Source organism: Bernardetia sp. ABR2-2B (assembly GCF_037126435.1).
Taxonomy (GTDB): Bacteria; Bacteroidota; Bacteroidia; order Cytophagales; family Bernardetiaceae; genus Bernardetia.
Map to the genome: position 1 here is coordinate 2,222,273 of NZ_CP147020.1, position 14,070 is coordinate 2,236,342.

Consider the following 14,070-nt stretch of genomic DNA (forward strand, 5'->3'; position numbering starts at 1 on the left):
TAATTTTTATGCTAAAGAAATAAAAAGCCTTTATGAGCAAAGAAAAATATTTTACTAAACTAATGAAAATAAGAATATTTTACTACTTGTTCATAAAAGATATTTCTAAATTGTAAAATAAAGGCTATTACGGTTTGTTAGGGGGAATTCAGACACCCTGTCTGAACACAAAAAACAGCCTTTATTTGTCTTAGTCAGTTTAGAAGACTGACATACAAAATAACTGTGATAATGTTTATTGTTTAAAAGTAACTTTGATAATAGATTAAGAGTCTTGAGATACAGATAAAATAATTTTTCCTTTATTCTGATTGTCCTCCATGTGTTTATGTGCGTATTCTGCTAACGACCAATCAAAAATAGAATCAATGATAGGTTTTAATGTTTTGTTTTGAAATAATGGCAAAGCAAATTCTGAAAACTGTCTTGTAAGCTCTCTTTGGTACTCCAAAGAACGAGAACGCAGCGTCGAACCTGTAATCTGAATTCTTTTTATCAAGATTTTTGAAAGGTTTGCATTTTCTAATTTTGCGCCACTCATTGCTGCCAAAACTGCTAGTTGCCCATCAACAGCAATACAATCAATATTTTGTTTCCAATAATCTTTACCTATAAAGTCGATGATATAGTTTACTCCCTTATCATCAGTTTTTTCTGAAATTACTTTTGCAAAATCTTCATTTTTATAATCAATGATTATATCAGCACCTAGATTTTGACAGAACTCATGTTTGGATTTTGAAGCTGTAACAAAAACTTTCATTCCCAAAATTTTACAAATCTGAATGGCTGCCGAACCAACACCACTAGCACCTGCATGAATCAAAATTGACTTTTGATTTCCTACATTTTCATTTTCATTCCCAACTCCTAATTCCTCATTCCTAGTTCCTGTATTTTCATTTCCTAATAACGTCCAAAAAATAGTCTGAAAAGCTGTCAAAAATACTTCTGGAATTGCAGCAGCTTCTTCAAAAGAAAAGTGTTTTGGTTTTGAGATTGCCATCTGGGCATCAATGATAGCAAACTGGGCATATCCTCCTCCTCCAATAAGTCCAAAAACTTCATCACCAACTTTATGATTGGTTACTTTTTCTCCAATTTCTACTACTTCTCCTGCTATTTCTAAACCTAAAATTTTTGATGCTCCTTTTGGTGGTGGATATTTTCCTGCTCGTTGTAAGAGATCGGCTCTATTCAACGCTGTTGCTTTTACTTTTACCAAAACTTCATTTTCTTTTGGCTTTGGGTTTTCTGTTTCTTCTATTTTTAAAGGTTCATTTGGGTTTTCAGAATTATGTAAAACAGCTTTCATAGTTTTTTTAGTTTGGTTGCAAGATTTCTTTTTTAATTTCTTCGCCAATTATCACAAATAATAGCCGTAGCAACGGCAGCATTTAAAGATTCTGCATTTTCTTTATTCTTTGGCGCAAAACTAGGAATTGTAACTTTATTCAAAATTTCTTTTCCTAGTTTTTCTGATATTCCGTGAGATTCGCTTCCAATAACTAAAATCCCTTTTTGTGGAAATTTGGTTTGATGTACGTTTTTTCCATCTAAAAAAGCACCAAAAGTATTTCCTTCTGCTAGTTTCAAAAAGTCAAATTCATTTCCGTAATGCACACGTACACGCAGAAAAGAACCCATAGTAGAAGAAAGCGTTTTTGAGTTGTATAAATCAACTGTTTGTTCAGAGCAAAAAATATCTGCTATTCCATACCAATCTGCAATTCGGATAATTGTACCCAAATTACCGGGGTCATTGATATTTTCTAAAAGTAAAGCTAGACTTTCTAGTTTTTTGGGAACTGTTAAAAAAGGAATTTCTACCACAGCAATCGCAGCATTATTAGACTTTAAAGAACCTGCTTCTGAAAGTTGTCTTGGAGTAGATAAAATAATTTCAAAATCAGTATCTGAACCACTTACTTTATCATTCAGAACATTTTGTTTTTTTAAACTATCTAAAAACTCTTGTGTAATAAAAAGTTGTTTTATTTTGTAATCTGAATTTGTTGCTTTAAGTGTCTCGGTAGTTATTTTTGCACCTTCTATCAAAAAGCAATTTTCTTGTTTTCGTACTTTTTTCTGTTGAAATGAACGTAGAAATTTTCTTTGTGCGTTTGTCATAATTTTTTCTTAAATCTGTACATAAAGAATTTTCTTAGTCTCAAAAAACTCTTCTTCAAACATATCACTCAAATTATATAATCTAAAAAAGTGCTTAAAATCAGCTAATTCTTCCTTCAAATCTCCTCCTTTTAGAGCTAAGATTCCGTGTTTGAACTCATCTTTTTCTACTAATGAAGGTTTATTTTTTCGTAGTGCAGGTTTTATCCAATGATAGAGTTTTGAAGTTTGGGCAACGGCACGAGTAACAGCAAAGTCATAATTATTTTTCTTCGCTTTCTCTACTCTCATTTGTTCTGCCACTACATTATCTAACCCAATTTCTTTCGCCACTTCTGTTACTACTCTAATTTTTTTTCCGATAGAATCCATCAAATGAAATTGTGTTTCTGGAAAAAGAATAGCCAACGGAATACCGGGAAAACCTCCACCTGTTCCAATGTCAATAACATTATCATTTGGGTCAAATTCAACAATTTTTCCGATACTCATCGAATGCAAAACGTGTCTTTCATAGAGGTTTTCTACATCTTTTCTTGAAATAACATTTATTTTTTCGTTCCATTCAGCATACAAATTTTGTAAGGCTGCATACTGCTCAAGTTGTTTTTCTGTAAGATTGGGAAAATAACGGGTAATGATTTCCATTGAGATAAGATTGATTTTTTGAAGTGATTGATGTCATTTGTTTAACCGTCAACGAGGCGTTGCCGTCGTTGAGGAAAGTAGTATTTATTCATTTTCTTCTACTCTTTTTTTATATTCTTTGTAGTGTTCAGTTTCTTTGTATTCCTCTCTCAAAATTCCTTTTGTTACATACATATTCCAAATTCCTTTTTGCTTTGTTCTTGCTTTTTCTTGTAGTTTTCCAAATTCTTTTGCGAATTTTATAGTAAAAGCATGGTTTCTTATCCACCCATAACCTTCTTTCAAAAGTGTTGCATTCAGGCACTCTCCAGAAGGAAAATAAATATAGGCTAGATGCTTTTCAAATTTATCAAAAAGCTGCTCATCAAAAACTAAAATGATATTTTTATCTGCATTAAACCTATCTTCTGTATAGGCTAAGGCTTCTTTTCCAAAAGGAGCTTCATCGATATACAAAGAAGCACGGCTTTCAGGCGTATCGACACCAATCAGACGAACTGTCCAACTTGTTTCGCTTTCATCATTTACAGAAAGAGATGTTGAGGTTTTGTTTGGCTGATTTTTATCCTTAGGAATTTCTACGACAATCGTATCTCCTTCCAAAACTTCTAAAACAGTTGTTTTGACAGCTTTATCAGAAAAATTAGTCAGTAAGAAAAGCATAATTTTTTTGCGAAATACAAGTAAAATTATCACTACAATAAGTAATGCACCTAAAATACTTCCATACAAGACATAGTTTATTGGTTCTTCCATTTTAAAATTGAGGATAAAAGCAGATAAAATAAGACAAATCAGATTTATACAAGTTGCCCAAAAATAAGCATTTCGTTATAGATTAGATAGTATTTTTTAAATTAAATTCTCAAAGACATATTAGTTTAATGACTTATCTTCATTTTCTGCATTCGTTTCTGCCACAAAATAAAGAGGACGATTCTTGACATCTGTATTTATTCTGCTGATATATTCTCCAATAATTCCTAAGCTAATAAGCTGCACACCTCCCAAAAACATAATACTGACCATAATAGAAGACCAGCCATCTACATAACCTGTAACAACAAAATACTTTGCAATAAAAGAATAAATTATCATCAAAAAAGCAATCGCAGAAACCACAAAGCCAGAAACAGTAACAAATTTGATAGGAACATTTGAGAAAGCTGTAATTCCATTAAGTGCAAGATTTATCATTTTTTTATATGAATACCCTGTAACTCCTGCATTTCTTTCGGCTCTATCATATTCTACATAGGTCTGATTATAACCAATCCAAGCAATTTGTCCACGCAGAAATTTATGATTTTCTTTCATTTGGCGAAGTCCGTTCACTACTTTTTTATCCATAATTCTGAAATCTCCAGTATCGACAGGAATTGGAAAAGAAGTAATCTTGGAAAGCAAACGATAAAATGTTTTGGCAGTTAGTTTTTTCAAATATCCTTCTCCTGCTCTTGCTCTTCGTTTGGCATAAACGACTTGATAACCTTCTTTGAGCTTTTCCCACATTGGTTCGATAAGCTCTGGTGGGTCTTGCAAATCAGCATCAATAATCACAACCATATCTCCTTTACAATAATCCAAACCTGCTGAAACAGCAATCTGATGACCAAAATTTCGGCTCAAATCAATAAATTTCACATTACTATCTTCAAGAGAAAGCTCTTTTACAAGTTCTAATGAATTATCCTTGCTTCCATCATTTATAAAAATAAGTTCATACGTTTTTGCCAAATTAGAAACTACTTTAGTAAGTCTTTCATGAAGCAAATGAATATTGAGAGATTCGTTGTAGATAGGAATAATGACAGAAAGCTGGGTCATGAAAATGATGAATTATGAATTGTAAATGATGAATGAATGCGAATGCAAAAGTACGGATTGTTTTTTAGTTAGAATCAACTAAATTCATTAACAGTAAAATTATGAAAATAGTAAACTGCACTAATTTGGGTATATTTGTAGTATAATATAAAAATATTTATAATTTTTCATCTTTAACTCTATTTTCTAAATTAATACTATGCGTTTTTTATACTCTACAATCATATTATCATTTGTACTTATAACTTTACTTTCCTCTTCTTATACTGAAAAAAAATCAAAACTCCCTTACCCTTCTCCTACTAATGCTAGACAGGTTATAGAGAATTATATTGCAGCCGTTGGAGGAGCGAGTAACTTACCAATTGGAAGAACAGCAAAATGTATTATGACAGCATATGCTAACGGAGATAGCACAAAAAAAGAGGTTCTAAAAATCAATGGAAAATTCAACTGTGAATTACTTGACAATGGACAGACTATAATACAAATAGATAATGTTGGTATTTCAAAAACGCCAGAGTATATTATTGCACTGCCTCAAAAACAACTACAAGGAAGTAAAGATGCTCTTTACATAATAGGAGAACAAGCATTATTAAAAGAGAATAAAAAAATGGAATTTCTAGGTGAAAAAAAACAAGGAGATTCCATAGAAGTATATCGTATTAAAGTAATAGGAGATGATGGTAGAAGCGATATTAGAGAATTTGATAAAAAAACTGGTCTTTTGACAAAGATAATAGATACTTATTTTACGTCTAATTTCAGCGATTATAGGAATATTTCTGGTATTTTGATCCCTTTTAGAATAGAAATAACAGGGCAAATTTCTATGACAGTAATCCGTAATAGTTATGAATTAGATATTCCAATCAAAGAAGAAGAGTTTTATTGGAATAATGAAGAAGATAAAAAATTAATAGGAAGTTGGACAGCCATTATACCAAGAAAAAATACATCTCAATCTGATTTCTTCGAGCTAGTCTTAAATACTGATCGTAGTGCAAATCAGGGAACAGGAGTTATCTTACCTAATGGAAAAAAAGAAACAGCCAGTTTTGCCTCTGTGCCTATTGCTGGTTGGGACTTTAATCAAGACACACTCAAATTATTCAGTATAAACCCTAGACACCGAAATATTCAAACTTACTACTGGAAATTTGAAAATCAAACAGACACTTCGTTTACAGCTTATTACGTTGATCCAGAAATGGATAGAATATTAGGAAAGGACAAAGAGAATTTCACTCCTATCAAAATGTTCTTCACAAAAAAATAAACCTTAGTAATAAAAATTTATTCCACCCAAATATTATAAAACATAACCATTTCACAAAAGTTCTTTAAGCTGGACAAAAAACTATTTGGTTTTTTGTTTGTATTTTTGCAAAATATTATTCTCATTTCAGATGTTATTTGTCTTTACTTCTAACTTCTGAAATCTAACTTCTAACTTTATTATCATGGCAGTTATAGACATAGACGACTCAAACGTAAAAGAAAATTTGAACCAAAACGAAAAAGTAATTGTAAAATATTACGCAGGTTGGTGTGGCTCGTGCCGACTTATCAAACCAAAATATAAGCGTCTTTCTAATGATGAGCGTTTCGAAGGGATTACTTTTTTAGATACTGATGCAGAACACAATCCAGAAGCTAGAAACTTAGCAGGTGTAAAAAACTTACCTTATTTTGCTATTTTCAAAAATGGAGAGTTTGTAGAAGGAGTTTCGACAAGCAAAGAAGAGGGAATTGTTGAGCTTTTGGAGAAATTGTAAAGTAGGTGACACTTTGAAAGTGTCGTAACAACAATTCAATAAATTATTTTATTTACCAAAATAAAAACAGTTTAAAACTGTTTGCTACTTATACTATGAAATTACCAGTTATAAAACAATTAGTAGAAAACCATTCATTAGAAGACCTCAAAAAAGCTGAAATGGCTATGGAAGAAGGCGAAAACCCTACTTTTGAAGTAAAAGGCGAAGACGAAGGCGAACAATTTACACACGTAATTGCAGCCGTTTGGGTAAAAGAAAAAATGGCAACAGATGGCATTGATGCTCGTGCTGCTATGCGTGAATATACGCAGAAAGTTAGAAATTCAATCTCCTGAATTACGAATTTTCAATTACGAATTACGAATTGGAAATTACATTAATACGATATAATAGTAGATGCACAGCTACTTAACAATAAACTATGAAAGATAACATTATTCAGAAAAAGAGCTTTGATTTTGCTATCCGAATAGTGAATGCTTATAAGTTTTTAGTTTCTGAACAAGAATATGTTTTGTCAAAACAATTATTACGTAGTGGAACTTCAATAGGTGCAAACGTAGAAGAGGCTATAGGTGGATATTCTAGAACCGATTTTGGTTTTAAATTATCCATTGCATACAAAGAAGCTAGAGAAACACTTTATTGGATTAAACTCTTAGAAGCAACTGACTATCTTTCAGAAGAAATGAGTAAAAGTCTGATTCAAGATGCAGAAGAAATCTGTAAAATAATTGGTAAAATACAGGTTTCTTTGAAGAAGAATAACAAATAAATCAGTAAAGCTGAAAATTATGATTTTTCAATTTGTAATTTGTAATTGACAATTCGTAATTAAATAAATCGTTTTTAGTGGACTTTGAATCCACTTCAAAAAACAATACTATGAATATAAAAACAAAAAATCCAGAAAACCCTAATTCGAAAGGAAGAGTTTTGGTCGCCATGAGTGGTGGAATTGATAGTTCATTGGCAGCCGTTTTGCTGCACGAACAAGGGTATGAAGTCATCGGAATGACAATGAAAACGTGGGATTATGCTGCTTCTGGTGGCAATATGAAAAAAGAAACAGGCTGTTGTAGCTTGGATTCTATCAATGATGCCCGTTCTATTTCGGTTGATTTGGGTTTCCCTCATTATATTTTGGACATTCGTTCCGAATTTGGCGATTACGTCATCGATTATTTTACAGAAGAATATATGGAAGGCAGAACGCCAAATCCATGTGTGCTTTGCAATACGCATATCAAATGGGATGCACTTTTAAGACGTGCCGATAATTTGGGTTGTCAGTATATTGCGACAGGTCATTATGCCAATATTAGAGAGGAAAACGGACGTTTTATAGTTTCAAAAGGTGTCGATACCAAAAAAGACCAATCGTATGTTTTGTGGGGCGTTTCGCAAGAAAGTTTGAGTAGAACAATGCTTCCTTTAGGAAATCTTACAAAAGCACAAATTCGTCAAATGGCTTTGGATAGAGGTTTTGATGAGCTTGTCAAAAAATCAGAATCATATGAAATATGTTTTATTCCAGATAATGATTACCGTAGCTTCTTGAAAAGAAGAGTTCCAGATATGGACGAAAAAGTAGGAAAAGGAAATTTCATAATGACAACTGGAGAAGTAGTCGGACAACATGAAGGTTATCCGTTTTATACAGTCGGACAGCGCAAAGGATTAGGAATTGCACTCGGCGAACCTGCTTATGTAGTTGAGATTAAAAAAGATACCAATGAGGTTATTTTAGGTTTCAAAGATGATTTGTATAGAGATGGAATGATTGTCAAAAAATTAAATCTTCAAAAATATGCAAACATTGAAGGCGATTTGCTGACCACTACAAAAGTTCGTGTACACCACGCAGGCGCACCAGCAACCATCACACAAAGCGAAGACGGACAAGAACTTACCGTTCTTTTTCACGAGCCTGTAGATGCCATTGCCCCTGGACAGTCTGCCGTTTTTTATGATGGCGATGATGTAATTGGTGGAGGTTGGATAGTTTCTTCCTTCCAACAAATTGGAAACGAACGCATAGAGAAAAATTTGTTTCCTACGGAAGTTTATAAGCCTAAGACGGTTTAAGATTATTACTTCTACCCTTGTTAGTTTCTTTATTTTTATGGAAATTGATAAGGGTATTTCTTTATAAGAAATGGCACTAAATTTTTAGCTATATTTTATTTTACTCAAAAAAGCAAAAATATGGATTCAGAAAAATATCCAAGTTTAGCTTGGTGGATTAATACACAAGGCTGGATAGAATTAGGAGTTTCTCAAGAATATAGTTCTTTAGTTAGAGTGTTCTATGAAGATACTTTATGTCATGAAGATGAAGATTCTTCTTCTTTAGATTCTGCATTAGAAAAAGCTGAATCTTGGCTTTCAGGCGAATTACTAAATAGATTTGGGGAAACAACTCCACCTAATTATGATGAATTATCAGATTGGTTAGACAAAAGTTGGTAATAAAACTATTATTTATTAGATAAGAAAAACTTATGGATTCAGATTACGAAGACAAGCTAGTCAATGTAGAAAATAATGTTCAAGATGAAACTTCTTTAGCTTGGCAGAAACACTAGCCGTTGTCGGTGTTTAAGCGTAGCGACACCGACAACAAAAACTACCCAAAAATCTATGGAAATAACAATAAAGAATTACTCAAAATGAATTTTGTGCGGTCATGAAACGTTTTTTGCAAGTGTTCTTGTTGGTGTCGCTGCGCTAAAACACCAACAAGGGCAGAGGAAAATACCTATATATTTTTACCTTGTAACAAGAAGTTTGTCACTTGATAAATGAATCATAACATAAAAGCAGAAGCACTAGCCGTTGTCGGTGTTTAGGCATAGCGACACCGACAACAAAAAACTACCCATAAATCTATAGAAATAACAATAAAGAATTACTCAAAATGAATTTTGTGCAGTCATGAAACGTTTTTTGCAAGTGTTCTTGTTGGTGTCGCTGCGCTAAAACACCAACAAGGGCAGAGGAAAATACCTATATATTTTTATCTTGATAACAAGAAGTTTTGTAACTTGATAAACCAATCATAACAGAAAAGCAGAAGAACTAGCCATTGTCGGTGTTTAAGCGTAGCGACACCGACAACAAAAACTGCCACAAATCTATGGAAAACGAAGATGAAGAGTTATTCGAACACATTTATCCTAACTTTTTTACGGCTACAATTTTAAACTGGTTACCTCTTTTGAAGCTAGATAAATACAAACAGTTGATTATTGATTCATTAGCTTTTTTGGTAACTCAAAAAAGAGTAAAAGTGTATGCTTTTGTGATTATGCCTAATCATATTCATTTGATGTGGAAAATTTTAGCACCTTATCGTTTGTCAAATGTGAAGCGTGATTTTTTTAAATTTTTGTCCAATAAAATCAAAAAAGACTTAAAAGAGTTTCATCCTAACGTTTTACCTCGTTTTGAATCAACTCAAAGCGACAGAAAATATCAGTTTTGGCAGCGTAACCCTTTGCCTATTTTTCTTTATTCTAGGAAAGTGCTAGAACAAAAATTAGATTATGTTCATCACAATCCAGTAAAAGGAAAATGGATGTTGGTAGGTTCTTTAGAACAATATAAATGGAGTTCTTTTAATTTTTATGAAGAAGAAACAAATGATTTTGAATTTTTATCGCATTATATGGAGCAGTATGAGTAATTTTGTGCAAATGTTCTTGTCGGTGTTGCTTCGCTAAAATACCGACAAGGGCAGAAAAACTTTTGCTTTCCATATAAACAATACATTATGAACAAATACACAAAAATTCTACTTTCGTTAGCCTTCTTTGTCTTTTTTACTAATTCAGTTTTTGCCCAAACGACAGATACAGAATTTTATGATTCTTGCTTAGTAGGAAGGGAAATAAAAGAACTTAGAGATGTGATGGATACTACAAAAGTAGCTATTTTGTATTTTGGTGTAAATCCTCAAAATCGTAAAGATATGAGAGAAATTAAAAAACTATTCAAAAAGGGAGTAAATGCTATGGATATAGCAGATTTGGCTGTAAAAGATAATCAATTGAACATGTTGTATATCAAAAACTTATATGTGCTTAATGAAAAAGAAAAAAATGAACTTTATAGTATAATTACAAGCAAAACAGGGGATAAAGAAGGACCTAGAACAACTGCTTTTTGTTATGAACCTAACCATGCACTTGTTTTTTTAGATAAAAATGATGAAATAAAATTTGAAATAGAAATATGTTTTAAATGTTTGATGGCAGTAATGCCTTTATCTAACTTCCCACTAGATAACTTTTGTAGAGAAAGCTGGAATAACTTAGAAAAATTTATTTTAGAGAGAAATCCAGAAATAGACAAATAGTTCTCTATAAAAAAACGAACGGTTCACACAAAAGCAAACCGTTCGTTATAGAATTAAATTCGTAATTACTCTTATTCTCTAAGCAAAGAAACCCAACCTTTCAAAATCAAAACTTCATCAGTTGGATTTAAGCGATTGAAAGTTACTTTTACTTGGAAAAAATACATTCCAGAAGGCATTGCTGTTCCGTTGTTATTTTCTCCATTCCAATCAATAAAGACATTATTATCTTCTTCACTATTGGTTTCAAAAACAAGTTGTTCCCAACGACTATAAATTTTGGTTTCTACACTTTTTACAAAAGCAGGACAATCTAAGGCTCTAAAAGTATCATTTATTCCGTCGCCATTTGGTGTAAATACATTTGGTAGCGCATAATTCGGACAGTTATCATTACAAACTTGATTGCTAAATGTACTCTCATTTCCAGAAGCATCCACAGCCGTAACCACATAACAACCTGCCACAGAACGAACCTGCTCGTGTATAAAAGTAGTATCAGTAGTATTGACTAAAAGCTGCAACGAATCATTAATTTGAGCTTTAAAGTATAAATTATAACTACTCACTTCCAAATCACAATCAGGCGAATAATCATTTTGCCATCTCAAATTATTTCTAAAAAGAGAATCACTACAATAAATTGGGTCTTCAAAATTGATGGTTTCGCAAATCAAAGAATCTAAAAATAATGTCGTTGGCGAACAAGGAGGCGTTTCATCTAGTGGAACAATACAAACTCGTTGAGATTTATTCAAGAGTGGTTCTGGCAATCCTTCCTCGTTATAACTTCCTTGTGTCGTAACAAAATAACAATATTCTGTTTTATCTTCCAGTCCTGTATCTGTATAAGAAAACGAACCACTAAAGACATTTATACTATCCAAAAGAACAAAATCAGTTCCATCAGCATCCGTTTGGCGATAAATATAATGTTGTGGAAAACGTGAATCTGTATTATTCCAAGGCACTTCTGCACTCCAATTTAAAGTAGCTGCATTTACCAAAGGCGTTGCATTTAATCGAACCGAACTAGCCACAGCAGAAGAATCTACCAAACTATTATTTGAATAAAAAAGAACTCTATAATTATAAACTTCTTCTTCTGTATTCAAATTTATATCTCTAAAAGTCGTATCATTTTCTGCAAAACGAGTTCCTAATTGAGTATAATTTTGTGTTCCTGAAAAACCATCGGCACGGAAAAGTTCGTATTCATACGGTCGTGGAAACTGACTTTCTACAAGGTCTTGAGGTTTTGTCCATTCTACTTGCATTTCTCCATTTTGTGTGTTTGTTTCTTCTACACTTACCTTTGTGATGTAGGGTGCATTAGTTGGAATGATTACACAAACCTCATCAGAAACATAACTTTCTCCTCCTGCTGGGTTTGGGAATTTTGCAAAAATACGATAACAATATGTTTTTCCTCGTTCTAACCCTTCGCCATTATTATCATCTAAAAAGAAACGATTTCCTATTTCGTTTGTTCCAATTTGTGTATAACCTGTAAAAGCTGGTAAGCCTGTTTCACACGTATCAGGATTGAACTCAAAAGAACCTGTTCTTCGCCAAATCGTCATTTCACTGGCATTCGGACATTGATAAGAAAACCAACTTAGTGAAATACTATTATCAACTGTATTTGCTTCTGCAATAAGCGTATCAGGTTTTGGCCCTACCACTCGTATTTGCCATGTTTTCAAATCTACTAATTTCCTATTATTAGGGTTTGGGTTATCTTCTGCCTTGAATGTTACGGCATACGGTTGCAAACGAACATCTTCACAGACGGTTTGCCAATCAAAAACACCTTTTTCTTCTCCATTTGGAGGCTGAATATTCAGAATATCAAAATTTGCATAATTTCTTGGTGGGACAGGCTCTAATTGTTCTGATTCTGCAAATAAGGCACTAAATGCAGAAAGACGGACAAAATCTTCGTCTGGGTCTGTTCCTGTAATCGTATCTCTCAAAAATGCTCCTGCCGTAACACAAGTATCTCTAGGAATTTCTAAAATAGGACGTTTATTTGGATTATCTCGTACAATAATCTGCATATCACGATTTACTTGCCCTATCAATACTCCTTCTCGCCACTCTTGTACAATAAAAGCAACATTAAACTGACCTGTTCGCCCTGGCGTATTCCAAACCAAATCCCCTGTTATTGGGTCAAGAGTAGCCGTAACAGCACCTCCATCTTCACTTTCTCCACCAAAAGAAGGGTCATCTAAAAGCCTAAAACCTTCAACTGGCGTATTTATAGCACGTTTGGGAGTAACAAAAATATAGGCTAAACTATCTCCATCAGCATCATATGCTCCTGGATTATGAATGAATGTTTCACCTACACGAGCAAAGTCAATAGGTGGCACAAGCAAAACAGGTGAGCGATTCAGTCCCAAAAAAGGATTTATCAAAAATGTAGATTGAATATGAAACGCCGTATTGACCGAATTAGGAATATTAACGATTCCTTCATTACGATTTCGAATAGCTACACCTACATTATACTCTCCAGCCCCAGGGAATGTGTAAGTAGTTGTATAAGTATTTCGTGTCGTAGAATTTCCAATACTGACTCCTGAAAGACGACTTACCATACGTGTTTCTCCAGTTCCAAAATTAAATTCAATTTCAGCATCAGGTGGAACTCCTGCATCATCAGTATAAATAATTGCTGTGATTCGATAGGTTAGACTAATATCAGAAATACGCTCGGCTGTCAAATCTCCTGCTCTCACATGAGTAGCATATGTATTTTGAGAAAAAAAGAATAAAAAGAGTAAACATATAGAAACTCTATACATCAAATTAGAAGCAAAAAAAGTTGATTTGATAGGCTTTATGTTTTGTAAAAAATAGAACAAATCCTTATTCATTGGTATAAATTTATTTTGTCGATTAAGAGTAGCATCGAAATAACTGTATTTTTAAAAGAGGGTTTTGATAAACCTCTACTTATTTTTTTTAGAAGGGAATTTAATTATCAACTCTAGTTCAGAATTGTATTTTTTAGAAGGTAAATATAAAGATAAGGTAGTCAATCACAAATACAAAATTTTGGATTATATTAAAATTCTATTTATTATCAAAGGTAAATTATATCTATGAAGTTGTTTAAGAATAGGTTTTACATGTATTTGTTGGTGTCGCTTCGCTAAAATACCAACAAAGGCAGAGATATTTTCTTTAGAATTGAGTTCTTAAATCTAATTCTAAAGACAAGTCTGCATTCTTAAACAAATTCTATGACTGTAATTATAAAATCATAAATAAAAAAAATTAGCCCTGCTATTTTGATAGAATTATCTTATT

The 14,070-nt window shown here is 32.7% G+C and carries 14 protein-coding genes; 8 read left to right on the plus strand and 6 right to left on the minus strand.

Annotation, left to right across the window (positions count from 1 at the left end; all coding sequences use genetic code 11):
* Positions 1 to 265: 265 nt before the first annotated feature.
* The 5 genes from WAF17_RS09285 to WAF17_RS09305 form a co-directional block, all read right to left on the minus strand.
* The gene (locus WAF17_RS09285) at positions 266 to 1,315 is read right to left on the minus strand and encodes an NAD(P)H-quinone oxidoreductase (protein WP_338769164.1); all 1,050 of its coding nucleotides are present in this window, start codon (positions 1,313 to 1,315) and stop codon (positions 266 to 268) included.
* Between the two features lie 32 nt (positions 1,316 to 1,347).
* Positions 1,348 to 2,130 (minus strand): RNA methyltransferase, encoded by a 783-nt coding sequence (locus WAF17_RS09290; RefSeq protein ID WP_338769166.1) that lies wholly within the window; start codon positions 2,128 to 2,130, stop codon positions 1,348 to 1,350.
* A gap of 9 nt (positions 2,131 to 2,139) precedes the next feature.
* Positions 2,140 to 2,778 carry a 16S rRNA (guanine(527)-N(7))-methyltransferase RsmG gene (rsmG, locus tag WAF17_RS09295; protein ID WP_338769169.1) on the minus strand — a complete coding sequence of 213 codons (639 nt, stop codon included), beginning with the start codon at positions 2,776 to 2,778 and terminating at the stop codon, positions 2,140 to 2,142.
* A gap of 84 nt (positions 2,779 to 2,862) precedes the next feature.
* Positions 2,863 to 3,534, minus strand: coding sequence for a thermonuclease family protein (locus WAF17_RS09300; protein ID WP_338769172.1), 672 nt, complete (start codon positions 3,532 to 3,534; stop codon positions 2,863 to 2,865).
* A 120-nt stretch (positions 3,535 to 3,654) separates the two neighbouring features.
* A complete protein-coding gene (locus WAF17_RS09305; protein ID WP_338769175.1) occupies positions 3,655 to 4,605 on the minus strand; it encodes a glycosyltransferase family 2 protein in 951 nt (316 codons plus the stop codon).
* Between the two features lie 199 nt (positions 4,606 to 4,804).
* Here WAF17_RS09305 and WAF17_RS09310 point away from each other — a divergent pair, with 199 nt between their 5' ends.
* The 8 genes from WAF17_RS09310 (at position 4,805) to WAF17_RS09345 (ending at position 10,749) form a co-directional block, all read left to right on the plus strand.
* Positions 4,805 to 5,887: a hypothetical protein gene (locus tag WAF17_RS09310; RefSeq protein WP_338769178.1), complete on the plus strand. Its 1,083-nt coding sequence runs from the start codon at positions 4,805 to 4,807 to the stop codon at positions 5,885 to 5,887.
* A gap of 184 nt (positions 5,888 to 6,071) precedes the next feature.
* Entirely contained in the window at positions 6,072 to 6,386 is a 315-nt protein-coding gene (locus WAF17_RS09315; RefSeq protein ID WP_338769180.1) for a thioredoxin family protein, read from the plus strand.
* 95 nt (positions 6,387 to 6,481) lie between these two features.
* The gene (locus WAF17_RS09320) at positions 6,482 to 6,724 is read left to right on the plus strand and encodes a hypothetical protein (RefSeq protein WP_338769182.1); all 243 of its coding nucleotides are present in this window, start codon (positions 6,482 to 6,484) and stop codon (positions 6,722 to 6,724) included.
* An 86-nt stretch (positions 6,725 to 6,810) separates the two neighbouring features.
* Positions 6,811 to 7,164, plus strand: coding sequence for a four helix bundle protein (locus WAF17_RS09325; protein WP_338769184.1), 354 nt, complete (start codon positions 6,811 to 6,813; stop codon positions 7,162 to 7,164).
* A 110-nt stretch (positions 7,165 to 7,274) separates the two neighbouring features.
* Complete coding sequence (mnmA, locus tag WAF17_RS09330; protein WP_338769186.1) at positions 7,275 to 8,477, plus strand: tRNA 2-thiouridine(34) synthase MnmA; 1,203 nt, start codon at positions 7,275 to 7,277, stop codon at positions 8,475 to 8,477.
* A 120-nt stretch (positions 8,478 to 8,597) separates the two neighbouring features.
* Positions 8,598 to 8,861, plus strand: a complete 264-nt coding sequence (locus WAF17_RS09335) for a hypothetical protein (RefSeq protein ID WP_338769189.1) — start codon at positions 8,598 to 8,600, stop codon at positions 8,859 to 8,861.
* A 667-nt stretch (positions 8,862 to 9,528) separates the two neighbouring features.
* Positions 9,529 to 10,077 (plus strand): transposase, encoded by a 549-nt coding sequence (locus WAF17_RS09340; RefSeq protein ID WP_338769192.1) that lies wholly within the window; start codon positions 9,529 to 9,531, stop codon positions 10,075 to 10,077.
* Between the two features lie 87 nt (positions 10,078 to 10,164).
* Positions 10,165 to 10,749: a hypothetical protein gene (locus tag WAF17_RS09345; protein ID WP_338769195.1), complete on the plus strand. Its 585-nt coding sequence runs from the start codon at positions 10,165 to 10,167 to the stop codon at positions 10,747 to 10,749.
* A gap of 71 nt (positions 10,750 to 10,820) precedes the next feature.
* On the opposite strand, the gene WAF17_RS09350 is transcribed toward WAF17_RS09345, so the two are convergent.
* The gene (locus tag WAF17_RS09350) at positions 10,821 to 13,634 is read right to left on the minus strand and encodes a gliding motility-associated C-terminal domain-containing protein (RefSeq protein ID WP_338769198.1); all 2,814 of its coding nucleotides are present in this window, start codon (positions 13,632 to 13,634) and stop codon (positions 10,821 to 10,823) included.
* Positions 13,635 to 14,070: the final 436 nt, after the last annotated feature.

Bases quoted from the DNA above. Each gene is read 5' to 3' on its own strand.
- WAF17_RS09335 (WP_338769189.1), top strand. From the start codon at position 8,598: ATGGATTCAGAAAAATATCCAAGTTTAGCTTGGTGGATTAATACACAA.
- WAF17_RS09320 (WP_338769182.1), top strand. From the start codon at position 6,482: ATGAAATTACCAGTTATAAAACAATTAGTAGAAAACCATTCATTAGAA.
- WAF17_RS09300 (WP_338769172.1), bottom strand. From the start codon at position 3,534: ATGGAAGAACCAATAAACTATGTCTTGTATGGAAGTATTTTAGGTGCA.
- WAF17_RS09325 (WP_338769184.1), top strand. From the start codon at position 6,811: ATGAAAGATAACATTATTCAGAAAAAGAGCTTTGATTTTGCTATCCGA.
- mnmA (WP_338769186.1), top strand. From the start codon at position 7,275: ATGAATATAAAAACAAAAAATCCAGAAAACCCTAATTCGAAAGGAAGA.
- WAF17_RS09345 (WP_338769195.1), top strand. From the start codon at position 10,165: ATGAACAAATACACAAAAATTCTACTTTCGTTAGCCTTCTTTGTCTTT.
- WAF17_RS09350 (WP_338769198.1), bottom strand. From the start codon at position 13,634: ATGAATAAGGATTTGTTCTATTTTTTACAAAACATAAAGCCTATCAAA.
- WAF17_RS09310 (WP_338769178.1), top strand. From the start codon at position 4,805: ATGCGTTTTTTATACTCTACAATCATATTATCATTTGTACTTATAACT.
- WAF17_RS09315 (WP_338769180.1), top strand. From the start codon at position 6,072: ATGGCAGTTATAGACATAGACGACTCAAACGTAAAAGAAAATTTGAAC.
- WAF17_RS09285 (WP_338769164.1), bottom strand. From the start codon at position 1,315: ATGAAAGCTGTTTTACATAATTCTGAAAACCCAAATGAACCTTTAAAA.
- WAF17_RS09305 (WP_338769175.1), bottom strand. From the start codon at position 4,605: ATGACCCAGCTTTCTGTCATTATTCCTATCTACAACGAATCTCTCAAT.
- WAF17_RS09340 (WP_338769192.1), top strand. From the start codon at position 9,529: ATGGAAAACGAAGATGAAGAGTTATTCGAACACATTTATCCTAACTTT.
- WAF17_RS09290 (WP_338769166.1), bottom strand. From the start codon at position 2,130: ATGACAAACGCACAAAGAAAATTTCTACGTTCATTTCAACAGAAAAAA.
- rsmG (WP_338769169.1), bottom strand. From the start codon at position 2,778: ATGGAAATCATTACCCGTTATTTTCCCAATCTTACAGAAAAACAACTT.